20 protein-coding genes and 2 tRNA genes are annotated in these 24,782 nt (G+C 45.5%); 15 read left to right on the forward strand and 7 right to left on the reverse strand.

Going from position 1 to position 24,782, the window contains the following annotated elements:
- Positions 1-199: 199 nt before the first annotated feature.
- From AACT21_RS04045 to choV, 7 genes are all read left to right on the forward strand, one after another.
- On the forward strand, positions 200-988 hold the full coding sequence (locus AACT21_RS04045) for a lipase family protein (protein ID WP_013867930.1): 789 nt from the start codon (positions 200-202) through the stop codon (positions 986-988).
- A 216-nt stretch (positions 989-1,204) separates the two neighbouring features.
- Positions 1,205-1,798: a transcriptional regulator BetI gene (gene betI / locus AACT21_RS04050; RefSeq protein WP_094164139.1), complete on the forward strand. Its 594-nt coding sequence runs from the start codon at positions 1,205-1,207 to the stop codon at positions 1,796-1,798.
- Positions 1,799-1,819: 21 nt separating this feature from the next.
- A complete protein-coding gene (betB, locus tag AACT21_RS04055; RefSeq protein ID WP_094164140.1) occupies positions 1,820-3,280 on the forward strand; it encodes a betaine-aldehyde dehydrogenase in 1,461 nt (486 codons plus the stop codon).
- Positions 3,281-3,298: 18 nt separating this feature from the next.
- Positions 3,299-4,999 (forward strand): choline dehydrogenase, encoded by a 1,701-nt coding sequence (gene betA / locus AACT21_RS04060; RefSeq protein ID WP_094164141.1) that lies wholly within the window; start codon positions 3,299-3,301, stop codon positions 4,997-4,999.
- A gap of 36 nt (positions 5,000-5,035) precedes the next feature.
- Positions 5,036-5,980, forward strand: a complete 945-nt coding sequence (locus AACT21_RS04065) for a choline ABC transporter substrate-binding protein (RefSeq protein WP_017047361.1) — start codon at positions 5,036-5,038, stop codon at positions 5,978-5,980.
- Positions 5,981-6,029: 49 nt separating this feature from the next.
- Positions 6,030-6,878 carry a choline ABC transporter permease subunit gene (choW, locus tag AACT21_RS04070; RefSeq protein ID WP_017048787.1) on the forward strand — a complete coding sequence of 283 codons (849 nt, stop codon included), beginning with the start codon at positions 6,030-6,032 and terminating at the stop codon, positions 6,876-6,878.
- 2 nt (positions 6,879-6,880) lie between these two features.
- The gene (gene choV / locus AACT21_RS04075) at positions 6,881-8,068 is read left to right on the forward strand and encodes a choline ABC transporter ATP-binding protein (protein WP_094164142.1); all 1,188 of its coding nucleotides are present in this window, start codon (positions 6,881-6,883) and stop codon (positions 8,066-8,068) included.
- A 131-nt stretch (positions 8,069-8,199) separates the two neighbouring features.
- Here the strand turns inward: choV and AACT21_RS04080 are convergent.
- From AACT21_RS04080 to AACT21_RS04095, 4 genes are all read right to left on the reverse strand, one after another.
- Positions 8,200-8,273, reverse strand: a tRNA-Cys gene (locus AACT21_RS04080).
- A gap of 37 nt (positions 8,274-8,310) precedes the next feature.
- Positions 8,311-8,397: transfer RNA gene (locus AACT21_RS04085), tRNA-Leu, on the reverse strand.
- A gap of 346 nt (positions 8,398-8,743) precedes the next feature.
- The gene (viaA, locus tag AACT21_RS04090; protein WP_094164143.1) at positions 8,744-10,189 is read right to left on the reverse strand and encodes an ATPase RavA stimulator ViaA; all 1,446 of its coding nucleotides are present in this window, start codon (positions 10,187-10,189) and stop codon (positions 8,744-8,746) included.
- Positions 10,190-10,198: 9 nt separating this feature from the next.
- The gene (locus tag AACT21_RS04095) at positions 10,199-11,857 is read right to left on the reverse strand and encodes an ATPase RavA domain-containing protein (RefSeq protein WP_094133667.1); all 1,659 of its coding nucleotides are present in this window, start codon (positions 11,855-11,857) and stop codon (positions 10,199-10,201) included.
- 277 nt (positions 11,858-12,134) lie between these two features.
- Between AACT21_RS04095 and AACT21_RS04100 the strand changes: the two genes are divergently transcribed.
- The 3 genes from AACT21_RS04100 to AACT21_RS04110 all read left to right on the forward strand — a co-directional run bounded on the left by AACT21_RS04100 (position 12,135) and on the right by AACT21_RS04110 (position 14,598).
- Positions 12,135-12,650, forward strand: coding sequence for an NUDIX hydrolase (locus AACT21_RS04100; RefSeq protein ID WP_013867939.1), 516 nt, complete (start codon positions 12,135-12,137; stop codon positions 12,648-12,650).
- Positions 12,651-12,759: 109 nt separating this feature from the next.
- Complete coding sequence (gene ltaE, locus AACT21_RS04105; protein WP_064626264.1) at positions 12,760-13,764, forward strand: low-specificity L-threonine aldolase; 1,005 nt, start codon at positions 12,760-12,762, stop codon at positions 13,762-13,764.
- 123 nt (positions 13,765-13,887) lie between these two features.
- Positions 13,888-14,598 (forward strand): TetR/AcrR family transcriptional regulator, encoded by a 711-nt coding sequence (locus AACT21_RS04110; protein ID WP_094125725.1) that lies wholly within the window; start codon positions 13,888-13,890, stop codon positions 14,596-14,598.
- Positions 14,599-14,608: 10 nt separating this feature from the next.
- Here AACT21_RS04110 and AACT21_RS04115 read toward each other — a convergent pair whose 3' ends face one another.
- The gene (locus tag AACT21_RS04115) at positions 14,609-15,874 is read right to left on the reverse strand and encodes a DEAD/DEAH box helicase (RefSeq protein ID WP_094164144.1); all 1,266 of its coding nucleotides are present in this window, start codon (positions 15,872-15,874) and stop codon (positions 14,609-14,611) included.
- Between the two features lie 607 nt (positions 15,875-16,481).
- Here AACT21_RS04115 and AACT21_RS04120 point away from each other — a divergent pair.
- Both AACT21_RS04120 and AACT21_RS04125 read left to right on the forward strand, forming a co-directional pair.
- Positions 16,482-17,699, forward strand: coding sequence for an aromatic amino acid transport family protein (locus AACT21_RS04120; RefSeq protein WP_017047351.1), 1,218 nt, complete (start codon positions 16,482-16,484; stop codon positions 17,697-17,699).
- Between the two features lie 186 nt (positions 17,700-17,885).
- Positions 17,886-19,313: a methyl-accepting chemotaxis protein gene (locus tag AACT21_RS04125; protein WP_176430206.1), complete on the forward strand. Its 1,428-nt coding sequence runs from the start codon at positions 17,886-17,888 to the stop codon at positions 19,311-19,313.
- 95 nt (positions 19,314-19,408) lie between these two features.
- On the opposite strand, the gene galE is transcribed toward AACT21_RS04125, so the two are convergent.
- On the reverse strand, positions 19,409-20,425 hold the full coding sequence (galE, locus tag AACT21_RS04130; RefSeq protein WP_094164146.1) for a UDP-glucose 4-epimerase GalE: 1,017 nt from the start codon (positions 20,423-20,425) through the stop codon (positions 19,409-19,411).
- Positions 20,426-20,633: 208 nt separating this feature from the next.
- Here galE and AACT21_RS04135 point away from each other — a divergent pair, with 208 nt between their 5' ends.
- The 3 genes from AACT21_RS04135 to AACT21_RS04145 are packed head-to-tail and all read left to right on the forward strand — an operon-like array spanning position 20,634 to position 23,076.
- Positions 20,634-21,377 carry a 5-oxoprolinase subunit PxpA gene (locus AACT21_RS04135; RefSeq protein ID WP_026028339.1) on the forward strand — a complete coding sequence of 248 codons (744 nt, stop codon included), beginning with the start codon at positions 20,634-20,636 and terminating at the stop codon, positions 21,375-21,377.
- A 53-nt stretch (positions 21,378-21,430) separates the two neighbouring features.
- Positions 21,431-22,150 (forward strand): 5-oxoprolinase subunit B family protein, encoded by a 720-nt coding sequence (locus AACT21_RS04140; protein ID WP_047689761.1) that lies wholly within the window; start codon positions 21,431-21,433, stop codon positions 22,148-22,150.
- A complete protein-coding gene (locus AACT21_RS04145) occupies positions 22,132-23,076 on the forward strand; it encodes a 5-oxoprolinase subunit C family protein (protein WP_013867949.1) in 945 nt (314 codons plus the stop codon). The genes AACT21_RS04140 and AACT21_RS04145 overlap by 19 nt, the downstream gene beginning before the upstream one ends.
- Positions 23,077-23,120: 44 nt before the next feature.
- Here the strand turns inward: AACT21_RS04145 and AACT21_RS04150 are convergent, their stop codons facing one another.
- Complete coding sequence (locus tag AACT21_RS04150; RefSeq protein ID WP_094164147.1) at positions 23,121-24,602, reverse strand: FAD-dependent oxidoreductase; 1,482 nt, start codon at positions 24,600-24,602, stop codon at positions 23,121-23,123.
- Positions 24,603-24,782: the final 180 nt, after the last annotated feature.

The following is a 24,782-nucleotide window of genomic DNA, read 5'->3' on the forward strand; positions in this document are numbered from 1 at the left end:
TGTACAGAGGTGTCAGCAACCAAGAAACACCCCACCCTACCCCTCCCCTTGAAGGGGAGGGAATTATTGACATTCTTTCCTTCGCATCTTTATGGCTGACAGCATTTAAATATAAATACTCCTCCACCCAAAACTGCACCGTTCATAAAGCATTCACATTCAATCGCTACGTTAGCTCAATATCTTCGAGAGCCGTCATGTGAAACCACTTAAACGCTATCAATACGAACGCTATGCCGTGCTGTGCAACCTTGCTTATCCCAGAGTGTTTAGGCAGACACGTTACGGTTTTGACCCGAACGGTCAGCACATCATCCGTAACCAGTTTGGTAAAATCATGATTCGAGTGCTGTGGAGTAAAAACCAAGAAGAGGCCGTGGTCGTCATCAAAGGTTCGCACAGTGTCAGTGATTGGCTTTTGAACTTTGCGATGTGGACACGCAGCTGTCAGCACTTAGGATTGGATTACCGTATTCATGCGGGCTTTTACCATCTCCTGCATCAAGAGAGCCTGCCAACGCGCAACGAAGATAAACTCGGCTTATCGGTTTTACAACGGCTGGAAGCCGTCGTTGTTCCTCTGATCGAGAGCGGCAAACGCATTGCCATCACTGGTCACTCTTCGGGTGGGGCTATTGGGTGTATCTTTGCTGACTACATCGAAAAGAAATACCCAAAATGCATCAAACGCATTGTGACATTCGGCCAACCCGCGATTGGTAATTGGCGTTTTCGTCAACGCTACGCGCTTAGCCACAAAACCTATCGTATTTGTTGTGACCTCGACATCGTCACCTTTATGCCACCCATTCCTTTAATCTATTGGCATGTGGGTAAATTGCTGTGGCTTTACAATGGGCGTATTTACGAAAACACACCAACGTTCATCCGGTTAGGTCGATCTTTATTGAGCTGGCTAGTTCGCCCCTTCTCTTATCACCTCATGAGTAAATACATCCGTAATAAGGATTTCTTCGATGAACGATAGAAGCTAGCACCGAACAAAAAACACGGTGACTTCAAATATTTTTCACACTAAACAATTATGAAAAATTAATTGTAATTAATTGAATTAAAGCAATATTTATCATTAACCATATAAATTTAATGGCAATTATCATCCAAAAATAGATTTGAACTCTAAACATTATCATGGCATTTTATATTTAACTAATCGTTCAATATAAAATAATCAGGATGAATTATGCCAAAGGTAGGGATGCCAGACATACGCAAACCTCAACTTGTTGCCGCAACAATGACAGTCATTGAGCGCGTTGGATTACATGGCGCAAGTATCGCTTTAATCAGCAAAGAAGCAGGTGTCTCGACAGGGATTATCAATCACTACTTTGGCGGCAAGCATGGATTATTGGAAGAGACAATGCGTGTTGTTTTACGTGAGCTTTCAACCACCATCACTCAGCATTTAAACCAACTCCCAAAAGAGGCTCATTACGAACGCATTAATGCCATCGTAACCGGCAATTTCAAAGGGTTCCAAGCGGAAAACCAAGTCGTTAAAACATGGTTAGCGTTTTGGGCTTACTCCATGCACGACGCACAATTAAATCGCCTGCAATACGTCAATGAACAGCGTTTACTTTCTCATCTTAAGATTGAACTCAAGCCGCTGCTCCCATCAGAACAAGTCAACCTCGTGGCTCATGGTATCGCGTCATTGATTGATGGCATTTGGCTACGCGGAGCATTAAACCCCAAAGGGATCGCCCCTGCTCAAGCACATTCCATCATTAACGATTACCTCAATAAACAATTAGCGTTTTACGCGCAATAACAACCCACTTCAGGCCTTAAAATGGAAATACAATCGCTTTATATCAACGGAACGCTCCGATCTGCGACTTCAGGAGAACGTTTCGATACCTACAACCCAGCAACAGGTGAAGTGATAGCAAGATTGCAGCACGCCAGTGCCAATGACGTTGAACAAGCTATCACCTCAGCCAAGCAAGGATTCGCGGTATGGTCAAGAATGACCGCGACAGAACGCAGCCGTATTTTGCTAAAAGCAGTAAAAATACTTAGAGAACGAAACGATGAACTTGCTGTACTTGAAGTTCTCGATACCGGTAAGCCGATTCAAGAAGCCAATTGCGTTGATATTGCTACTGGCGCAGACGTCATTGAGTACTTTGCAAATTTAGCCCCATCGCTTCAAGGCGAGCAACAACCGCTCAACGACCATCAGTTTTTTTATACTCGCCGCGAACCATTAGGCATCTGCGCGGGCATTGGCGCATGGAATTATCCGATTCAAATCGCGATGTGGAAATCAGCGCCAGCACTGGCTGCCGGCAATGTGATGATTTTCAAGCCCTCAGAGGAAACGCCATTAAGCGCATTAAAACTGGCAGAGATCTTCAGTGAGGCCAGAGTGCCAGACGGCGTCTTTAACGTGGTTCAAGGTGATTACCGCGTAGGTCAAATGCTGACGGCCCACCCTGATATTGCCAAAGTCTCTTTTACCGGTGAATCGGGCACCGGGAAAGTCGTGATGGCAGACAGCGCTCGCAGCTTGAAGTCTGTCACTATGGAATTGGGCGGAAAGTCACCGCTCATTATTTTTGATGATGCCAAGCTTGATCAAGCTGTCTCCGCCGCCATGGTGGCAAACTTTTATACCCAAGGTGAAGTGTGTACCCATGGGACGCGCGTTTTCGTACACGACAGCCTCTACGATGCGTTTGTCGCTCAGCTTAAGCTGCGTACTGAACAATTAGTGATTGGCGATCCTATGGATATCAACACCCAGATTGGCGCGTTAATTTCCAAACCTCATTTAAACAAAGTGCTCACAGCCATTGAACAAGCCAAAACCAGCCAAGCAACTTTGCTCACTGGTGGTTATCAAGTTACCGATAACGGCCTAGATAAGGGCAATTTTGTTGCACCAACTGTTTTCATTGATTGCACTGATGGCATGGCTCACGTGCAGCAAGAAATCTTTGGCCCTGTGATGTCAGTGCTTAAGTTTAGCGATGAAGACGAAGTGATCGCGCGCGCGAATGGCACTCAATATGGCTTAGCTGCAGGAGTGTTCACACAGAACCTTTCTCGTGCACACCGAGTAATTCACCAACTTCAAGCCGGGATCTGCTGGATAAATACCTGGGGAGACTCTCCGGCAGAAATGCCTGTCGGTGGTTATAAGCATTCCGGAATTGGTCGTGAAAATGGCATAGAAACCTTGAAGCACTATACCCAAACCAAGAGCATTTTAGTGGAGCTAGATGATTTTTCTAGCCCATATGCTTAATCGTCAAAGGAGCCTTCTATGTTAAATCACTTTGATTACATTATCGTCGGTGCGGGCTCAGCAGGTTGTGTTCTTGCCGATCGCTTAACCGAGTCTGGCGAGCATCAGGTTTTACTGCTCGAAGCCGGTGGTAGCGATAAAAGCATTTTTATTCAAATGCCCACCGCCCTTTCTTACCCGATGAACAGCGAAAAATACGCATGGCAATTTGAAACCGAATCAGAGCCCGATCTTGACGGGCGTCAGCTACATTGCCCACGGGGAAAAGTACTCGGTGGCAGCTCGTCTATTAATGGCATGGTGTACGTTCGTGGCCACGCTTGCGATTTTGATGAATGGGAATCACTGGGCGCTGAGGGTTGGAATTATCAAAATTGTTTACCCTATTTTCGCCGCGCTGAATCTTGGATAGGTGGCGAGAACGCTTATCGTGGCGGCAACGGGCCCGTCGGTACTTGTAACGGTAACGACATGCAATTGAACCCACTTTATCAAGCCTTCATCGATGCGGGCAAAGAAGCCGGTTATCCAGAAACTGACGATTACAATGCTTATCAGCAGGAAGGTTTCGGACCAATGCATATGACGGTAGATTCTGGAGTTCGCGCCTCAACGTCCAATGCCTATTTACGCCGCGCGATGAAGCGACCGAACCTCACCGTAAAGACAAGAATTGTGGCACATAAGATCTTGATTGAAGAGCAAAAGGCCATCGGCGTTGAGTTTGAAAAATCAGGCAAGATCCAACAAGCGTTTTGCTTGCGAGAAGTGATATCAAGTGCTGGTTCTATTGGCTCTCCTCAACTTTTGCAACTTTCGGGTATTGGCCCTAAAGCGCTGCTTGAACAAGTTGGTGTGAAACTGAAGCAAGACCTGCCTGGCGTGGGTGAAAATCTACAAGATCATTTAGAGATCTATTTTCAATACCACTGCAAACAGCCGATCACACTAAACAGTAAACTCGGTTTAATCAGCAAGGGGCTTATCGGCACTGAATGGATCTTAACTCGTAAAGGATTAGGGGCAACCAACCACTTCGAGTCGTGCGCGTTTATTCGCTCTCGCGCAGGGCTCAAATGGCCAAATATTCAATACCACTTTTTACCTGCTGCGATGCGGTACGACGGCCAAGCGGCCTTTGATGGTCACGGCTTCCAAGTTCATGTGGGGCCCAATAAGCCAGAAAGCCGAGGACAAGTACAAATTGTCTCTCGCGATCCAACGGTTTCACCCTCTATCGCATTTAATTACCTATCAACCGAACAAGATCGCCAAGATTGGCGCGATTGCATTCGTCTCACCCGTGAAATTCTAGCGCAACCAGCATTGGATGCTTATCGGGGCGAAGAAATTCAACCGGGTGAAGAGATCCAAAGCGATAACGATATTGATTCATGGGTCAAACAGAATGTGGAAAGCGCTTATCACCCCTCTTGCAGCTGCAAAATGGGCGCAGATGACGACCCAATGGCCGTGGTGAATGACCAATGCCAAGTGCGCGAAATTCAAGCTTTACGCGTGGTGGATTCCTCGATATTCCCAAGCATTCCCAACGGGAACCTGAATGCGCCAACCATCATGGTCGCAGAGCGCGCCGCCGATCTTATTTTAGGCAAACCGCTATTAGCCAGTACTGAAGCTCCAGTATGGATTGCACCAGATTGGCAAACCAAACAAAGAATAAAACCACCAATGAGAAAGCCGGACGCTTACTCATAAAATTTATAAAGTCAGTCAAAAACACAAGGAAATAACATGTCTATTACTAAAAAAACCGTGCTCACACTTACAATGACGACTCTGCTCAGCGCCAACGCTTACGCCAATCAATGCGATACGGTGCGCTTTGCTGATGTGGGTTGGACAGACATTACCGCCACGACAGCAATAACCACAGAGCTGCTCAAAGGGTTAGGCTATCAGACAAAAATCGATTTACTCTCAGTACCCGTGACCTACTCATCTATGGCAAACGGTGACATTGATGTATTCCTCGGTAATTGGATGCCAACCATGGAAGGCGATATTGCCAAATACCGTGAAGCTGGAACGGTTGAAACTCTGCGCGCTAACTTGGAAGGAGCAAAATACACACTCGCTGTGCCTAAGTACGTTTATGATGCCGGTGTCCAATCGTTTGCTGATATCGCTCAATTTTCAGATAAATTTCGCGGCAAAATCTATGGTATTGAACCGGGCAATGACGGTAATCGCTTGATCCAATCGATGGTTGATGAAAACGCTTTTGAGCTGAAAGATTTTAGCGTTGTTGAGTCAAGTGAAGCAGGCATGGTGTCACAAGTGGCACGCTCAGTACGTCGTAATCAGTGGATTGTGTTTCTAGGTTGGGCTCCGCACCCAATGAACAGCAATGTTGAAATGGAATACCTTGATGGCGGTGACGATTACTTTGGCCCAAACTACGGTGGTGCAAATGTCTACACCAATGTGCGTCAAAACTACCTAGCACAATGCCCAAATGTCGGTAATTTATTAAAAAACCTATCCTTCTCGCTTGAAATGGAAAACCAACTGATGGAATCCATTCTCAACCAAGGCGTGTTACCAGAACAAGCCGCTCGCCAATGGTTAATCAAACATCCAGAAAGTATTGTTCCATGGCTAAAGAATGTAAAAACCAAAGCTGGAACACCTGCACAACAAGCTATCAGCAACTATTTAGCGCCATTTAAAGCATAAATTAATTTAAAGGAGGAGGTGAGCATTTCACCTTCCAAAAGGCTATACCGTGAATTTTATTACAGAGAACAAAATCCCCTTAGGTCGTTGGATGGAAAGTGGCGTTGACTGGCTGACCATCCATGCAGCCACATTTTTTGATACTGTTTCCTACTTACTTGAGACCATCATTTTATCTTTAGTTGATGTGTTTAAATGGATGCCCCCTGCCGTGCCGATTTTAGTCACCGCAGCCATTGCATGGTATCTACATCGTCAGATTTCATTGGTGGTATTTGTTATTGCTGCCCTACTGCTTATTCTAAACCTTGGCTACTGGCAAGAAATGCTGGAAACCTTTGTCTTGGTGTTTGCCGCGACAACGATTTCCGTATTAATTGGCGTACCATTAGGCATTATCGCCGCACATCGACCATGGCTTTATACGCTGATGCGCCCAATTCTTGACTTAATGCAAACGGTACCAACCTTTGTTTACCTCATTCCAACGCTAGTTCTGTTCGGTTTGGGTATTGTTCCGGGGCTCATTTCGACCATTATCTTTGCCATCGCCGCCCCCATTCGCCTCACCTATCTTGGGATTACTAAGGTACCGGAAGAGTTAGTTGAAGCGGGTAAAGCATTCGGCTCTAGCCGTATGAACTTACTGCTCAAAGTGGAGTTGCCAGCAGCGCTACCCAGCATAATGGCAGGGATCACTCAGTGCATTATGTTATCACTTTCCATGGTTGTGATTGCCGCCTTAGTTGGTGCTGACGGCCTTGGCAAACCCGTGATTCGTGCACTCAACACCGTCAATATTTCTCAAGGTTTTGAAGCTGGTTTAGCCATCGTTTTAGTCGCCATCATTCTTGATCGTTTATGCAAAACCCCACATCAAAATAATAAGGACGCATAATCATGGACGCAATTACCATTAAAAACCTCGATGTTGTCTTTGGTCAGAACCCAAATGAAGCACTGCAACGCCTTGATGCAGGTGAATCTCGCCAAGAGATTATCGATGCCTGCGGTCAAGTCGTAGGGGTAAACAATGTCAGCCTTACTGTTAAAGAAGGCGAGATTTGCGTCTTGATGGGGCTGTCTGGTTCAGGGAAATCGAGCTTGCTGCGCGCGGTGAATGGCTTGAATACCATCAGCCGGGGATCATTAGAATTAAAAGATGGCGAACGCTTTGTTGACCTTGCCAGCTGTGATAAAGCAACGCTTCAGCATTTAAGAACAAATCGTGTCTCGATGGTGTTTCAAAAGTTTGCCCTTATGCCTTGGTTATCGGTTTTAGATAACGTGGCGTTTGGCTTAGAAATGCAAGGAATGAGTAAGAAAAAACGCCACCAACGTGCTCGTGAACAGCTAACAATGGTTGGTCTTGCTGAATGGGAAGATAAATTCCCCCACGAACTTTCTGGCGGCATGCAGCAACGTGTCGGTTTAGCACGTGCTTTTGCAATGGACAGTGACATCCTGTTAATGGACGAACCATTCTCAGCACTTGATCCGCTGATTCGTGCGCAACTGCAAGATGAGTTATTAGATCTACAAAGCAAACTCAACAAAACCATCTTATTTGTTAGCCACGACTTAGATGAAGCACTAAAAATAGGCAATAACATCGCGATTATGGAGTCAGGAAAACTGATTCAGCACGGTAAGCCAGAAGAAATTGTCCTTACACCCAAAACGGACTATGTTAAAGAGTTCGTGGCACACACTAACCCTCTTAACGTACTAAAAGGACGTTCGTTAATGCAGCCCATCGAACAGTTAAAGCAACAAGACGAACGTTGGCAGGTCTGCAAAAAACAGGATGTTTGGGTCGCACAACATGATAAAACTCTGACACTATATGGAGCAACGTCGACCGCTCTTATCCACTGGGATACCCAAGTCAGCGATATGTCGAACATTGATTCATCGATGATGATTATTACAACACCTGATATTGATATGCGTAGCGCGATTGAGTTGAAACATCGAACTCAAAATCCGATTCTTCTGATGGAAAATAATCAGCTCGTCGGCGTCTTAAGCGACCAAGAAATTTACAGTGCCCTACTGGGAAATTATCAAACCGAAAAGGCAGCTTAACACTCACCTCTGTGCATTGCTGTCAATGTCATGTTAACGCCATCATACCGATGGCGTTATTTTCTAAGCAGGCTGTTGATTCTTAATCACATAGATCAAAAAAAGACGCTAAAAAGCGTCTTTTTTGTTTTTGGAGGCGCGACCCGGAGTCGAACCGAGGTCCACGGATTTGCAATCCGCTGCATAACCAGTCTGCCATCGCGCCTTTAATTTTTTGTTGCTCTTAATGAGCAAAGAATAGATGGTGCCCCGGGCCGGACTTGAACCGGCACGACTCGAAAGTCGAGGGATTTTAAATCCCTTGTGTCTACCAATTTCACCACCAGGGCACGCAATTCTGGATTGCGATGCCGTCAACTGAATCAGTTACACACCATCGAAAATTTTTTGAAGTACATTCGCTAGCTTTATTATTAATAACATTTGGTTATTAACAACATTTGTTATTAAACATTGCTTTGCAGCTTTTAATAACCCTGCTCATCTTGCTGAGCAACTAACTCCTGATATTGTTCTTTCGAGCTTTGCCGTGAGAACGAGGCGTACTTTAACGGATTAAGAAAATGAGTCAACAATAAATTTTCCACTTATGAATCAAGTGACTAAGAATCGACCCGCAAAGGATAGAAGGCGAACAATTAGAGCAACAATTCATCAGCTTTTATCAAGTGATCGTTACCATTTTTTCATCAGTCGCCCGACGAGATTAGGATGGTATGCCCAGCAGTGATCAAACATCGCCATCAACTGTGGATTACCATAGCGAGACAAACTCACCGCATGGAAACGATTTTTTTGATGTTTTAAGGTCGCGATTTTTTCTAGCAGAGCTTCCGGCGGTTTAGGTGCGATGAAATCCGACAATACGACCAAATCTGCATTGCGGTATTTGTCACTGTTCATCAGTTCAACCGATTGTTCTAGCACAGGGTCTAAATCCGTTCCACCGTGAAATGAATAACTTAAAAAATCACTCGCTTCACGCAAGCCATCTTGCTTGGTCAGCTCATAGGTAATTTGCTGAGTAGAAAACAGCATCACGTAGCACTCGCGCCTCTCAGCGAGAGCGATCTGCATCAGAGCATAAGCCATCGCTTTTGCACACTGTTCTGGGAAACCACTCATGGAACCAGAAGCATCCACACATACGATGAACGGCCCTTTTTCAATCTCAAACTGTTTGTGTTCTGGTTGGTACGCTTTGACTTTACGCAAGGTGCGAGACTTGCCTTGCATGCGATAGTTCATCAAGCGCTTATCCACTAAATGCTTGTAGAAAACCACCTCAAGTTCAGGATAGGCAAGAAACATGGTTTCGTTGGGCAGCAGCTTGTTCAGATCATCACTTTCGTGGATGCCGACGATGTCATCCGTCGCTTCGTCCGATTTCTCCTCCACCATTTGCAGCGCTTCGGCTGGAGTGCGGTTGAGATCCGGGTCATTTACTTCGCCAGCCATGCGCCCAAGCTGTTCAGCAATCTCTTGCAATCCTTTGTTCTTTTTCAAAAATTCCGCATGGCGCTTCATAACACTAATGTCTGTTTTACTGAGCTTCGCCGATGCCATATCCCACAAGCGACCGACGCTGCTTTCATCACCCGATTCCGTGACTTTATCCATGTTTTTCATGGTTTCCATACGCTGGTACAAATCGGCCAACACTTTTTCTTTGTTACTTTCAAGTTCGTTGATTTGCGCTTGTTTAATCGCATGGCAAAGGCTTTGATACCATTGATCACAAAAGAAATGAGGGAACATGGGGTTATGCAACCCCTTGTTTTTTTCGATTAAACGACGTGCTTGGAGATAAAATGCCGAATGCCATTCCAACTGTTTGATTATCTCGTTAATCCGGGTAAAGAAGGTCTCTTCATCCCAGTGAATTACCTCTTGGTATAAGGTCAGCTCTTGTTGAAAACGCTCAGTTTCACACACTTTTGTAATGCGTTTTTTGACACTACCACGCCACTTAGTTAGGTGATTTTTAACTGAATTCGCCACGCCGCGGTTTTCAGCCATCATCATCACTTGCGAGCGCGCAAGCAAATCATTCACTGCCGTATCAATGATGCCCGAATCGGCAATCATTAACGCTAAATTTAAACCATCGGCACCAAGCATCTTCTCTCCTTACGCAAAAAACTGGTTTAGGTTTTTAAAACGAAGCACCGTTTTTTCGCATTCGGTATGAGTCGATTCAAGTAATTGCTGCAGATGCTGCAGCGTCGCTTCCATAGCGGTGGGCAGCTCCGGATCAATGAAGTTATGCGGCAAAGCGCCGTGAAACTTAGAACGTACTTTACGCAAATGGTGTTCGGCATGTTGCAACTGTGCAACGGCTTGATCCGCTTTCGTAAGCCACTCTTGATAAAGACTTTCGTCTAAACCTTGCTCAGTCACCAAACTCACCAACACCGAGCGATTAGCAATATCTTTAAGAACGAGGTTATTACCAGCATCTAAATCAAACCTTAAACGGCACAAATTGGTATTTTGATTCACATAACCATACACATCGCCATGCCCCTCTTTGATCGTTCTTTCAAGCTCGCTTTTAGGCACATAAACCCAGCGGCTATCGCCTTTTTCGGCCTCAGAGACGGACATATTGCTTTGCAGCAATACCAATTTGACCAAGTCATGAGTGGTGCCTACCTGATAGGTTTTTGCCGATTTGGTATCAAACTGATGCACTTGCTTTTTAATCAAACCGGATGATGTTTCCAGCGAGAGCAACATGCCAAATTCAGACTCTAGCTCTTCTTGAATCTCAGCCAGCTCTTCACGACACACTACGATTTGATGTTCAACTTCTTGTTGGTCAAAAGCATGTTTCAACGCAAAGTCGCGTATAACGCGGCGCACAATATCGCGAGAATCGGGGCTATTCCAAAGACAATCTTGCAGCAGCAGTAAATCAAGCGGGTTGATTGAGTCGCGGCCATTAAAAAACGCACTCGCTTTGAGCAGCTTCACCGCTTTTTTCCAACGGCGGTCTGAAACGTACATATCAATACTTGCCGCAGCGGGCTGGTTTTCAACGGCATGCTCTAGCATGTTTTTCAGCTCAAATAACTTTTCAAACACGTCATCTGTCAACAGTAAATCGTCAAGTTGTCGCTGCCATGAGTGGTACTCTTCATCGGTAATCGCAAGCCCTTCAGGGATGCGCGCTTCTTGTGGCGTACCGACGGTCAGCATCGATTTGAAATTCTGCTTATTTTGAATACGATTGACAAACACACGCACTAACATGCGATCGTACAAGGCGTCTAAACCACTCTCTTCATCCGGCAATTCGTTCGATGCCGAAACCAGAAGACGCATTGGTACACGTTCAATATCGCTCCCATTTTTGAAGGTCTTTTCATTCACTACCGTTAATAAGGTATTCAAAATGGCGGGGCCTGCTTTCCAAATTTCATCAAGAAAAACCACTTGTGCGGTAGGAAGATAGCCTTTGGTTAGGCGAACATAGCGCCCATTATCTTTTAATTCTTGAATGCTTAATGGACCAAATACCTCTTCTGGTGTTGAGAAACGCGTCATGAGGTATTCAAAATAACTGCTGTTATCGAAGGCTTGGATCAGACGTTTCGCAATCAAACTTTTTGCAATGCCAGGAGGGCCGAGTAGGAAAACACTTTCCCCCGCTAAAGCAGCCAGTAGACAAAGTTTGATGGTGTCTTCACGCTCATAAACACCATCCGATAAAGCCTTAGCAAGCTTATTTATGCGCTCTGAAAGTAGCGCTTTTTGCGCATGAGATGCAGGAGTAAAATTGATCACTTAAGCGCTCCAAATGGTTTGTATACATAACTTTATACGACTGTTATTGTTTTGTTACAAATAGATTTTAGTATAAGCGCCCACTTATAGCAGATCTCTTTTCTGTGAAATTCTTCGAAATCAATGTTTGCATATATGAGACTGACATCACTGATTGTGCAAGCAATATTGATACTTAGGTTATCGTTTTACTTTGTCTTAGCCACAGATTCTCGGTAAGGTTGAACCCTTATCACCATATCAATCATTGGCTAGCCACAATTAAAGAAGAGTTTGCATGAGCAAAACCATACATACATGGAAAACTATTTCATTAGTGCAAGAGGATGTAACCCTTCCTACAGGCAAAAGCATTGAGCACACCACCATAGTCCATCCGGGCGCGGCCGTGATTTTGCCGATCACAGAACAAGGCGATATTATTCTGATTAATCAGTTTCGCCCCTCACTCAAAAAGTGGTTGTTAGAGCTCCCAGCAGGCACTTTAGAAAAGGGGGAGCTTCCAGCCGAATGCGCGCACCGTGAGCTTGAAGAAGAGACAGGATATAGCGCAAGTGAGCTGTTCACTTTAGGGCAAGTCACACCATTAGCTGGATTTTGTGACGAAATACAGCACCTGTTTGTCGCTAAACAGTTAAGCAAAACTGCACGATTATCATGCGACGATGATGAAGTCATTGAGGTGGTGACGCTTTCGATCCAGGAATTGGAGCAAAAAATCATCACTGGGCAAATCACAGATTCAAAAACCATTGCCTGCCTAAGTAAGGCGAAGCTGTGTGGTTATCTATAAAATACTTAGCCATCAATAAAGGGCTTATTTATCAATAAAGTACAAGCACAGATAAACATTGAAGTGAAAAAGCTTCTAGCAAAAATAGAAAAACGCATGAGGAGATTATATGGATTTTCGATCAGATACCGTTACTAAACCCACCGCCGCGATGCGTGAAGCAATGGCTAATGCCGACGTGGGTGATGATGTGTATGGCGATGACCCAACCGTCAACGCCTTAGAAGAGTGGGCCGCGCAGCGACACGGTTTTGAAGCGGCGCTATTTACCACATCAGGCACACAAGCCAACCTACTGGGTTTAATGTCACATTGTGAGCGTGGTGATGAGTACCTGTGTGGCCAACAAGCGCACAACTACAAATATGAAGCGGGTGGCGCCGCGGTTCTTGGCTCTATTCAGCCGCAGCCAATCGAAAATAACCCTGATGGCACGTTAGACTTCGATAAACTGCGCGCGGCCATTAAACCTGATGATGCCCACTTTGCTCGCACTCGATTACTTAGCCTTGAAAACACCATCAATGGCAAAGTTCTACCACTCGCCTATTTAGCGCAAGCGCGAACGTTTGTTGATCAATACCATTTGGCACTGCATTTAGATGGCGCGCGCGTATACAACGCCGCTGTAGCGCTGGATGTGGATGTTAAAGAGATTGCGCAATACTTTGACTCAATGACGGTCTGTTTATCTAAAGGGCTTTCCGCTCCTATCGGCTCACTACTACTAGGTTCAAAAACCTACATTGCCAAGGCCCGACGTTTAAGAAAAATGCTCGGTGGCGGCATGCGTCAAGCCGGCATTTTGGCCGCAGCAGGCCACCTTGCATTGACTGAACAAGTCACTCAGCTGAAGACTGATCACGACAATGCCCAATATTTAGCGCGCAAATTAGCGGACTTAAACGGGTTTTCCGTCAATCCAGATTTAGTGCAAACTAACATCGTATTTGCCAAATTAGCTGATTCTATCGATATCCATACAATTACCAATCAGTTGGCGCAAGATGGAATAAAAGTTTCGCCAGGTAATCCGGTACGTTTTGTGACCCATAAAGACGTCTCACGCGATGATATTGATTTTCTAATCAGCAAACTCTCCCTTTATCTCTGATCCAATTAACATTGTGCAGTCATAACCTTATCATCGGTTATGACTGTCAAAGCGTTTTTTCCGTGAAACTACCTCTCAAATCTGGTACAACTGCGCTCGTTAAAAAATGAGACGAGTTAAAAAATGACCAAAAGACAAGGCCGCCGAAGTGCCACTGATGCCCAAAAAACCAAAAGAGATATTCTAGTGGTCGCTGCGGATCTGTTTTGCGAGCTAGGTTATGCACGAGTGTCATTACGAACGATCAGCGAAAAAGCTGGGGTTTCGCACAGTTTGCTGCGTCATCATTTCGGTAGTAAAGAGCAAATATGGCGCAGTATCAGCGATGGTCTCCATCTTTATATGGAGAATTATTTACGTCATATATTGAAAGAGATCCCAGCCAACACCGCCGCCAACGTGCAGTTGTATTTGTTCATTGTACGGCTGCTCGCGCATATGCTGACCGTCAAACAGCCGATTCAACTGATCGCCGATGCGGTAAGGCAAGAAGATGCTCTGTTTGATTATTTTATCGACAGTGCAGGTGAAATTGAGCAGCTCGTCGAACAACTTGCCGAGCAATACAACCGTGAATTTTCAGCCACACCAATAAAGGTGTGGGAGATAAAATGGCAGATGATCATGTACGCGCACGGCGCGGCGAGCCTCACGCCATTTTTAAAAGAAACATGGTCAGATGAAACTCAAGATGTGAACCAATGCTTACTAAAACATTGGCAACTCTTTAATGACTTGATGATCGCCAAGTTCCATATCGACGAAGCTCAGACGCTCTGTCCGAACTCCATCAATGAGTTGCTGTATGATATTGAATGTGACTGGGCCAGATAAAGCGGGCGCTTTATCGCTTACCTCTACCTGCATGGATGTTTAGTTTTGCTTTCATCTTTCTTTTTTCCGCTGAACGGCTAGGTTTACGGCTGCTACGCTCAGTCGGTAAGGCTTCCAACAAACTCGGCTCAAACCCTTTTAACCACTCTTGTGGCAGGCGTTGATTGAGTAAGGCCTCTATCGCTTCAAGCAGATACTCTTCATCTCGGCTCATCAAAGAGACCGCGAAGCCCGTTAGCCCGGCCCGGCCCGTGCGACCAATCCGGTGCACGTAATCTTCCGCTTTATAGGGCATGTCGTAGTTAACCACTTGCTCAAGTTGCTGAATGTCAATTCCACGAGCTGCAACATCAGTAGCGATCAACGCTCTAACTTTACCTGATTTAAAATCATCCAATGCTTTTTGGCGCGCCCCTTGGCTTTTATCGCCATTGATCGAGGCCGCTTTGATGCCGTCCAATTTCAGTTCTTTGGCTAGCTCATCGCTGCCTTGTTTGGTTCTGGTAAATACCAAGACTTGCTGCCAATTACGTGAACCAATTAGATAAGCTAATAACTCACTTTTACGTTTTTTATCCACTGGATAAACGATCTGTTTTACAGTATCAGCGGTCGCATTAGCTGGTGAAATTTGCACGCCGACAGGGTCGCGCATCATTTTGTGTGCTAATGCTTTGATTTTGTCATCAAAGGTGGCCGAGAAAAACAGCGTTTGGCGTTCATCATTCATGCGTTTCAAAATACGTTGGATATCAGGCAAAAAACCCATATCGAGCATGCGATCGGCTTCATCCAGCACCAACACTTCGGTTTGCGTCAGGATAATGTTGCGCACAAACAGATGGTCAATTAACCGCCCAGGCGTCGCAATTAAAATATCCGCACCGCCACGTAAATTACGTGTTTGCACTTGCATGCTGGTTCCACCATACGCGGTGACAATCTTCAATGTAGTACTTTGTGCATAAGCACTTAAGCTATCAAACACTTGTTGAGCCAGCTCACGAGTCGGAACCAAAACAAGCGCGCGCACAACTTTACTATTGGCTTCTCGCTCAGCTTGGTTATCAAGAAAACGTTGCAAAATAGGTAAACCGAAAGCTGCCGTTTTGCCGGTACCCGTTTGCGCCCCAGCCATGACATCTTTACCAGCCAAAACATGCGGGATAGCTTGAGATTGAACATCCGTCGGTTGTTCAAAACCTAAAGATTGCAGAGCGCTAACTAATGTGGTTGAAAGTCCTAAACGTTGGAATGGGTGCACAGTATCAGACATTGCAGCTTACCTATTGGAAATCAGGGCGCGGATTGTAACAAAGCGCAAGGTAATCGCCTATTCAAAATCAGCGGAAATCAGCAGTGTTAGGGAATTGATACATGAGGGGGGAATATAAGGAGCATAGCCAGCATAGGCTGCTGGCTGGTACTATTCTGCGCTCTGTTCAGAGCATTCATGAGATACAGAGTCATAATCGGATAAATCAAATCCGATCTCCATGGCGTCGAGCCACTCTAAGCACTCATCGTTTTTATATTGGTCACTCATTAATCGACCTCCTTTGATATTTACTGAGACGGGATTATCACGTCGCAAGATCCTTTTTAAATGATTTATATGACAGTTTTTTGAAAGCGAATGGTCAAATTAATCATCACCACAATATCTATCACAGCGAAACGATTTCGACCACTCTTATTTAGCCGCCACCTTGCCATGTAAACAAAAAAATACACTCATGGATTTTTATTTTTACAAAGCTGTTGAAAATGAATCCGAAGTTCTACAATATAGCCCAAAATGAGTGGATTAATGGTCAACACCCCGTTGTATTCATATATATCACTCCCTGAAACACAACATAACGTATAAAGAACTTTACACCATGACTCAATCAAAGATTTTCGGCAGTACTTTGATCATCGCAGGGACCACTATCGGTGCAGGTATGCTAGCTCTACCGCTCGCTTCTGCAGGTATCGGCTTTGGCACATCATTACTGATTATGATCGCCCTCTGGGCATTAATGGCTTTCACTGCATTGTTAATGGTTGAAATCCATCAATATGCAGACAAAGACGCCACCTTACATACATTGGCTAAACAGATCTTAGGGCAAAAAGGAAAGTGGGTAGCGAGCTTTGCTATGCTATTTTTGTTCTATTCGCTTTGTGCAGCTTACATTGCCGGTGGCGGCGCACAATTCACTCATCGCCTGACAGAGTTTGCTGGCATTGAGATCAGCAATCCGCTAGGCACCTTGCTTTTTACTTTACTGGTTGCACTTGTGGTGACGATCGGCACCAGCACGGTTGATAAAGTGAACCGCCTGCTGTTTGCCGGTAAAATGGTCGCGATGATTATAGTGCTCTCATTTCTTGCACCTAATGTTTCTCAGTCATACTTGCTTAGTATGCCACTTGAGCAAGGCTTAATCGTTGCTGCAATTCCCGTCATTTTCACCTCATTCGGTTTCCATGGCAGTATTCCGGCGATTGTGAATTACTTAGATGGCGACACCCCTTCGCTGCGCAAAGCCATCTTAATTGGTTCTGCTATCCCGTTGATTATTTACATTTTTTGGCAGATCGTCACGTTAGGTGTCGTTAGCCAACCTCAGCTGGTTGAGAATTCCGGCCTGAGTGCGCTAATTGTGACATTAGGGCAAACCGTTCATCAATCCAATTTAAGCAGCATTATTGGCGTGTTTGCCGACCTTGCACTTTTGACGTCATTCTTAGGCGTAAGCTTGGGCTTGTTTGAATTCATGGGCGATACGATTAAGAAAAAGAACATTCCATTGCACCGTATGGCTGCCTCCGTCATCACCTATCTGCCACCATTAGTCTTTGCGCTATTTTACCCTCAAGGCTTTATTATGGCGCTCGGTTACGCGGCTATTGCGTTGACTATTTTGGCCATATTCTTACCGATTGTGATGGTGATTAAAGTGCGTTCAAACCAAGTATTCCAACCGCAGGGTGGAACACAATATCAAGTCAGAGGCGGCAAACTGGCTCTGACCATGACAGCAACCATTGGTTTGATGATCGTCACTTCGCAAATCTTTATTAGCCTTGGTGTACTACCCGCTCTGGGTTAATCAATTAAAGTTAAAAGTGGGGAGAGTAATATTACTCTCCCCACTTTTTTAACCTAAAATAAGATCAAAGTCTCAATCTTGATATTTAAGTCAACATTCATTTCATAAAATTCTGCACGAACACACACATTTAGCCTTAGTATATTTATAAAATTTACTATTACTTTTTTGCATATCGGAGCAGCAATGAAAGAAGTTCAGTTCAGGACGATTGACCGCGTGTTCATTAAAATGTCAATTAATGACAAGATGTGGGTGATCTTCGCTTTATTCCTCACCGCTTTAAGCTTTGTCGCAGGAAATCGCTATGTTGATTCACTGGCCCAGATAGAAGCGCAATCGAAGTTGGCCGTTGAGTACAAACTGCAAGGTCTGCTTGCCAGCGGCGCAGATCCACAAATCCTTTCAGCGGTTGAAACTCGCCATTCTTTAGCCGCAACTAGTTATCAAAAAGGGGTGATTACCGCCACAGCAAAACACAGCGATGGCAAAGTTTACGCACTGACAGAGAATCTCTCTTATCTTGAAAAAGACGCTCGGCGATCGGCACTCTCGACTTTTCTGTTGAGCTATTTGTGGGCAATCCCTTTTGCTATTTTCCTCTATTGGGTCGCTACTTTTATTGGCGGTGCATTGTGGGTGCTGTACACAACAACCTTGAAAATTTCAAAAGGTGATTTAACTTCACGATTAGGTTTTCATCCCGGTCGCGATGAGTTTGGCACCATTGGCTGCGCGCTCGATAACGCCATGGACACCTTGACCGAACTGGTAGTTTCAGTGAAACAAAACGCCACCACTCTCGGTGAAACATCCAGCTCTTTTGCCCATGAGATGAAAGAGAGCGAGCAACAAATCAGTAGCCAATACGCTTCATTGGATTCCGTCGCCACGGCTATGGAAGAGATGACAGCCTCGGCGCAAGAAGTGTCGACCATTTCCCAACAAGCCAATCAGCAAGCCGAGCAAGATTCAAAACAAGCGGAAGAGAGCTCACAGCTAGTTCAGCAAGCGATTAATGAAATTTCCCAGTTGTCAAAATTCATTGAACAAGCCTCTCATTCGGTTTCAACATTGAATGAAAATACGGCGCAGATTAACGATGTGATCACCACCATCAATGCCATTTCGCAACAGACGAACTTATTGGCACTGAACGCTGCAATAGAAGCGGCACGTGCTGGTGAACAAGGGCGCGGTTTTGCCGTGGTAGCTGATGAAGTTCGCACCTTAGCTAGCCGCACGCAAGCGGCTACTGTTGAAATTCAATCCATGATTGAGAAGCTGCAAACCGAAAGTCAAGATATCGCACGCATTACTGAGCAAACGGTTAGTCAAGCTCAAACCAGTAGTGATTTAGTCGCTAACATCGGCAATAACGTCAATCAAATTGCTGAATCAGCAAAAATGATCAATGACATGAGTATTCAAATTTCAACTTCAGCCGAGGAGCAAAGCGCCGTTGCTAATGATATTGCTGCTGAGCTGAGCGATATTCGTACACAATCCAATGCGATTCGCAGTGTTGCGCAAACCTCATCGCAAGGTGTCGCTAGCCTTGCAAACGCTTCGCGCAACCTTGGTGAAATTTTAAGCCGTTATCGGACTAACTGATCATTGGATTGCTTAAGTAACCAAGTCAGATCAAAATAGCCAGTCATTTGACTGGCTATTTAGTTCATTCATCGCAGAGAAGTTGAAGCAAGAGCTTAAGACTCAGGATAACCTTGTGGATTATTTGACTGCCAACGCCACGTATCTTGTGTCATCGCTTCTAGGCTGCGAGTCGCTTTCCAACCTAGATCCGCCATCGCTTTGCTTGGATCTGCCCAACACTCCGCAATATCACCAGCGCGACGTTCGACCAATTGGTACGGCACGCTTTTACCTGACACTTGTTCAAACGCTTTCACCATCTCTAGTACACTGTAGCCATTTCCTGTGCCTAGGTTATAAATGTGCAAGCCTGCTTGTTGGCCTACTTTTTCCAGCGCAGCAATATGACCATCGGCTAGGTCCATTACGTGAATATAATCGCGAACCCCTGTGCCGTCTTTAGTTGGGTAATCACTGCCAAAAACAGAGAGAAATGCTCTTCGACCCACGGCCACTTGCGAGACAAAAGGCATTAGGTTGTTCGGAATACCTTGTGGATCTTCACCTAACTCGCCTGATGGATGTGAACCTACAGGGTTAAAATAGCGCAGCAGTGTAATGCTCCAATCTGGGTTGGCTTTATGGAAATCGGCCAAGCACTCTTCAACCATTAACTTACTACGGCCATAAGGGTTGGTCGCGCTGGTTGGGAAATCTTCGGTAATAGGCACTGAGGCTGGGTCACCGTATACGGTTGCAGATGAACTAAAAACAAGTGCCTTCACGCCAGCTTCACGCATGGCCGCCACCAGTACCAATGTGCCATTCACATTGTTATCGTAATATTCCAATGGTTTTTCTACTGACTCACCGACTGCTTTTAAGCCTGCGAAATGGATCACCGCTTGAATATTTTGCGCTTTCATCACTTCAACCAGTTGTGCTTGGTTGCGTACATCACCATGGACGAACAGCGGCTTCACACCGGACACTTTTTCGATGCGCTCTAAAACCGATGCTTTACTGTTGTATAAGTTGTCAAAAATTACGGGTGTCATACCGGCGTGGATCATTTGAATGCAGGTATGGCTGCCGATATACCCCATCCCGCCTGTCACTAATACTTTCATTGTTTTTACCTTCTGACATTGGTTGTGCAAGTTTAACGACTTTCAACCTAAACTTCACTTATAAATCAATCTGCTTTAATGTTTGTCTATCAGGCCAATTCGCTCTCTTTCGGCCCATACTTATCGCCAAACAATGAATCCGATCACTGTATATTGCCTTTGATTACGGCAAGTTACTCAACATGGACACTCAAGGATGATGCAACCCGTGACAAGAAGAACAATCACTCTCAATTGTGACATGGGCGAGAGCTTCGGTGCATGGCAAATGGGCGCTGATGAGTTGGTGATGCCTTGGATTGACATGGCCAATATTGCGTGTGGCTTTCATGCCTCTGACCCACACGTGATGAGCCGAACGATTGAGCTGGCGATTCAATTTGATGTAATGATTGGCGCTCACCCGGGTTACCCCGATTTGCAAGGTTTTGGTCGCCGTTCAATGAGTTTTAGCGAAGAAGAGATCTGCGAGTTACTGATTTACCAGATTGGTGCACTCAAGGCATTATGTGAGAGCAAAAATGCCGAGATAAGCTACGTCAAACCTCATGGGGCTTTATATAACGATATGATGCGTGACAAATCTGTCTTTCGCGCAGTGGTCGATGCAGTTTCTTGCTTCAATGTGCCCTTGATGATCTTAGCTTCAGGCAATAACCAAGATTACCTTGATATCGCCGATATTTATGACGTGCCATTGCTGTTTGAAGCCTTTGCCGACCGGACTTATCTCGCTAATGGTATGCTCACTCCAAGAGGCCAGGCCAATGCAGTGCTGACTAATGAAGAGGCGATCATCAATCAAATTAAACAACTGGTTGATTACGGAAAAGTGACCAGTTCGGATGGCTTTGTGATCCCTATCGAAGCCGATACGATTTGCGTGCATGGCGATAATCCGGCAGCGATTGAACTGATAGAGAAAATCCGAATTTGTCTACGAGAGCGTTGAACCATTACACGTGTATCTCCTAGCGGCTACAACGTCATCACAAGGAGTGTTAAGTGACATTGAACTACAGCATTGAACCCGTTGCGGAATGCAGCCTCTTATTGCGTTTTGCTCACCCGCCATCGGCCGATCTGTCACTCGATATCGGACAAGTTGCACAACAGATCATGGTGCAGTTTTCTGCTTACCTGATGAATGTCACTCCCTCTTACACTACCATTTTGATCGATTACCTTCCTTATCGTATAACTCAAAGGGAGCTAGAGCAGCAATTGATCACAGCGATCGCGGCCTTATCTTTAGCTGTGGAAGCCACCCACAATTTGGTTGAGCTTGGCGCTTACTACGATGAAAGTGTCGGCCCAGATTTGAAGCGCTACCATGCGCTTGGTTTATCCACGCAACAAGTTATCGCGCTACACACTCAAACGGTCTACACCGTTTGTGCCGTCGGTTTTGCACCAGGCTTTGCCTTTATGGCTGAAGTAGATGAACAATTACGCTTACCGCGCCATGCCACCCCACGCCTTAGTGTGGCCAAAGGCAGTGTCGCGATTGCAGAACAGCAAACGGCCGTCTATCCGAACAACTCTCCCGGAGGATGGAATATCATCGCCAATTGCCCCCATGCGCTCTTTTCTCCTCATCAAACACCAATGACGCCTTTTTCGATTGGAACTAAAGTGAAGTTTACAGCGATGACTCGCGAGGAATTTTTATCATTAGGAGGTGAAATACCTCAATTAGCCGCGCAGTGGGAGCACCATTCATGAGCCCCCTACTACAGGTGATAAAACCCGGTCAACTGAGCTTAATTCAAGATTTTGGCCGCTTTGGTCTCAGTCATATCGGTGTTACTCAATCAGGACCAGTCGATGATTACGCCTACAGTTGGGCCAACCATTTACTGGGTAACCGAGTCAATTTAGCAACGCTTGAAATCACGCTTGGTCAGGCGGAATTTCATGTTGAACACCCATGTATGCTGGCAATTGCAGGTGGTGATTTATCGGCCACGTTAGATGGAAAACTGATTGGTAATTGGCAAAGCTTTAGCGCGCAAGCCGGGCAAACACTGAAATTTGGCCTAGCCAAAAATGGCTTAAGAGCTTATTTGGCCGTGCGCGGAGGGTTCATTGTGCCTCACCATTTAGGTAGTGTTGCCACCGTACCCAAAGAACAGCTTGGTGGGTTAACGCAAAACGGCGTACCACTGCAAGCGGGCGATTCACTGCACTTTAATCCCCACGCTATCGATAACAAACCCGTACACATCACTTTTCGTTATAAGCCTGATTATAATCTGCCACTTAAATTACGCGTCATTGAAGGCTACCAAGCCCTGCAATTTTCATCGCAGCAACTCGATCGCTTTTATCAAACCAGCTTCACTGTCAGTCAGCATGCCGATCGCATGGGCTATCGTCTTAATGGCGATACGGTTACCCCACCCGCGACACCTATTTTATCGGAAGGAATTGCTTTGGGGGCGATTCAAATCCCGCCAGATGGCCAACCGATCATTTTACTCAACGATCGCCAAACCATCGGCGGTTACCCTAAATTAGGGTGTGTGGCTCGCATTGATCTGCCCCGTTTGGCACAAGCAAAACCGGGGCAGAAAATACGTTTTGTCAAAGGTGATATACAAGGCCTGCAAGAGGTTTGGTGCCAATGGGCGCGTTATTTCGGCTACTAACAACTATCACCTTGCTCCTTTAGAAAACCGCAAGGTGTCACCAATCAAACCATACCGACAATTTTTGCCAATGCTTCAGGATAAGCGCGTGCCTTAGCTAACGCGATGGCTTTCTCTTCCACCTGTTCAAGAGCCAAACTCATGCTGATTGGGTGACGAACTTCTATCGATTGTAGCAAGTCTTCATCGTTCACTAACTGCCAATGCTGAACAATTTTAGTTGCCGCTTCCAACGCAGATGAACCTTTGACCACTTCGATTCGCGCATAATTATGAGCTTCAAACGTAACATCAGCGGCTCGTAATGTGGCATCTTGGCCGGGAATTTGCTGCGCACCAAACAGTGGCTTACCAGCCACTTGTGCTTGAATATACTGTGGGATGAACTGACTCATGTGGTGTATGGCTCGTTCACTGCGCTCTTGCAGTGCGTCCTGTTGCCAGCCGTTCTTAATTTTGCGTTCGAGATAATCAGGCAATACGGGCTGTGATGATCCAGCTTGCGAGGCCACTAACCCATCTTTAAATAACGTGATTCCCTCGGTCATACCATGCAACTGAAATAGACCATCAGCATACGGTGTTAGCTGAGCCATTCCTTGTGGGGTGCCTCTTGGCCCGTGAAAAATCACTTCTGGCCATTGCTGGTCGCATTCTGCCCAACGGGTAACGTAAGCCGCTTTAAATTCCACCAAGCGTTGACGCGGAGCCTTAGCCAAATCATCGACTATTCCCGTTTCATAACCACATGCATTGACTAAATAATCGGCATGGATAACGTGTTCATGCTCTTGATCATCCAAATAAACGAGCTGCCATTGCTCATCAATAAAATCAGATTTGATTAATTTAACGTGCGTTAAAACTTGGCAATGAGGCATCGCCGCTAACGCAAGCTCAGCACTGGCCGCCAGACGAAAAACACTCCAACCGTATTCTTGCACCGCAATGACTGGGTATTTCAACTGATTTAAATCTGCATGTTGAGCAAAAGGGAGCACCCAATCATCGAATGATGTCGGTTGATCACTCTGTTGCTGAGTTGCTAATACCTGCAGTGCTTCACGGCTGTAGAGTTTGAAATACTCTTGGGGTTGACCAAGCTGTTGATTACGTGGGTCTTCATCAACCAATTGTTGATAGCTGCGCTGAATAAGTTCTAGCCTTGGTAATAGGGCTTGCGGCTCACCGCCATCACTATGCGGAACAGCAATCACAGTAGGTCGCTTATTCAGCGTGTGGGGATAGAGCCTGACGGTTTCAATCGACTGCTTAAGTAACTCAAGACACTGCTGCTGCGAAATTTCGCGATAGAGGTTACCGCCCGCGTGCAGATGGCAAATCGGCGGCCCATTAACGAGGCCAGCGCTTTTTTCCAAAAGCAGCACATTGAGCCCCAGTTCTCCCATATGAACGGCGGCAGTGGCACCAGCCACACCCCCACCAATAATTGCGACACATGGAGAATCTGTATTGAACTTTTTATATGACATAAGATACGAGTACTCTGGAAAACCCGGATGCATTCTAAAGCTTGTAAAGCGTTATTAAAATCACATTTTTCACGTGGTCTTATCTGCTTTACGACTAACAAGCAATACGCATAATCGACAAATAACTTAAAAAATTGCTTGACTCAATAAAGCCAAAACGACGTTTTTTCAACCTTGTGAATAACAAAACTGCGCAACCCAAGGTAACTACGG

This window comes from Vibrio sp. V08_P9A1T1, from assembly GCF_963874405.1.
GTDB classification, from domain to species: domain Bacteria; phylum Pseudomonadota; class Gammaproteobacteria; order Enterobacterales; family Vibrionaceae; genus Vibrio; species Vibrio anguillarum.

Excerpts from the sequence above, each read along its gene's own strand:
- betI (WP_094164139.1), top strand. The coding sequence starts at position 1,205 with ATGCCAAAGGTAGGGATGCCAGACATACGCAAACCTCAACTTGTTGCC.
- betB (WP_094164140.1), top strand. The coding sequence starts at position 1,820 with ATGGAAATACAATCGCTTTATATCAACGGAACGCTCCGATCTGCGACT.
- betA (WP_094164141.1), top strand. The coding sequence starts at position 3,299 with ATGTTAAATCACTTTGATTACATTATCGTCGGTGCGGGCTCAGCAGGT.
- AACT21_RS04065 (WP_017047361.1), top strand. The coding sequence starts at position 5,036 with ATGTCTATTACTAAAAAAACCGTGCTCACACTTACAATGACGACTCTG.
- choV (WP_094164142.1), top strand. The coding sequence starts at position 6,881 with ATGGACGCAATTACCATTAAAAACCTCGATGTTGTCTTTGGTCAGAAC.
- viaA (WP_094164143.1), bottom strand. The coding sequence starts at position 10,189 with ATGCTTGGTGCCGATGGTTTAAATTTAGCGTTAATGATTGCCGATTCG.
- AACT21_RS04100 (WP_013867939.1), top strand. The coding sequence starts at position 12,135 with ATGAGCAAAACCATACATACATGGAAAACTATTTCATTAGTGCAAGAG.
- ltaE (WP_064626264.1), top strand. The coding sequence starts at position 12,760 with ATGGATTTTCGATCAGATACCGTTACTAAACCCACCGCCGCGATGCGT.
- AACT21_RS04110 (WP_094125725.1), top strand. The coding sequence starts at position 13,888 with ATGACCAAAAGACAAGGCCGCCGAAGTGCCACTGATGCCCAAAAAACC.
- AACT21_RS04115 (WP_094164144.1), bottom strand. The coding sequence starts at position 15,874 with ATGTCTGATACTGTGCACCCATTCCAACGTTTAGGACTTTCAACCACA.
- AACT21_RS04120 (WP_017047351.1), top strand. The coding sequence starts at position 16,482 with ATGACTCAATCAAAGATTTTCGGCAGTACTTTGATCATCGCAGGGACC.
- AACT21_RS04125 (WP_176430206.1), top strand. The coding sequence starts at position 17,886 with ATGAAAGAAGTTCAGTTCAGGACGATTGACCGCGTGTTCATTAAAATG.
- galE (WP_094164146.1), bottom strand. The coding sequence starts at position 20,425 with ATGAAAGTATTAGTGACAGGCGGGATGGGGTATATCGGCAGCCATACC.
- AACT21_RS04150 (WP_094164147.1), bottom strand. The coding sequence starts at position 24,602 with ATGCATCCGGGTTTTCCAGAGTACTCGTATCTTATGTCATATAAAAAG.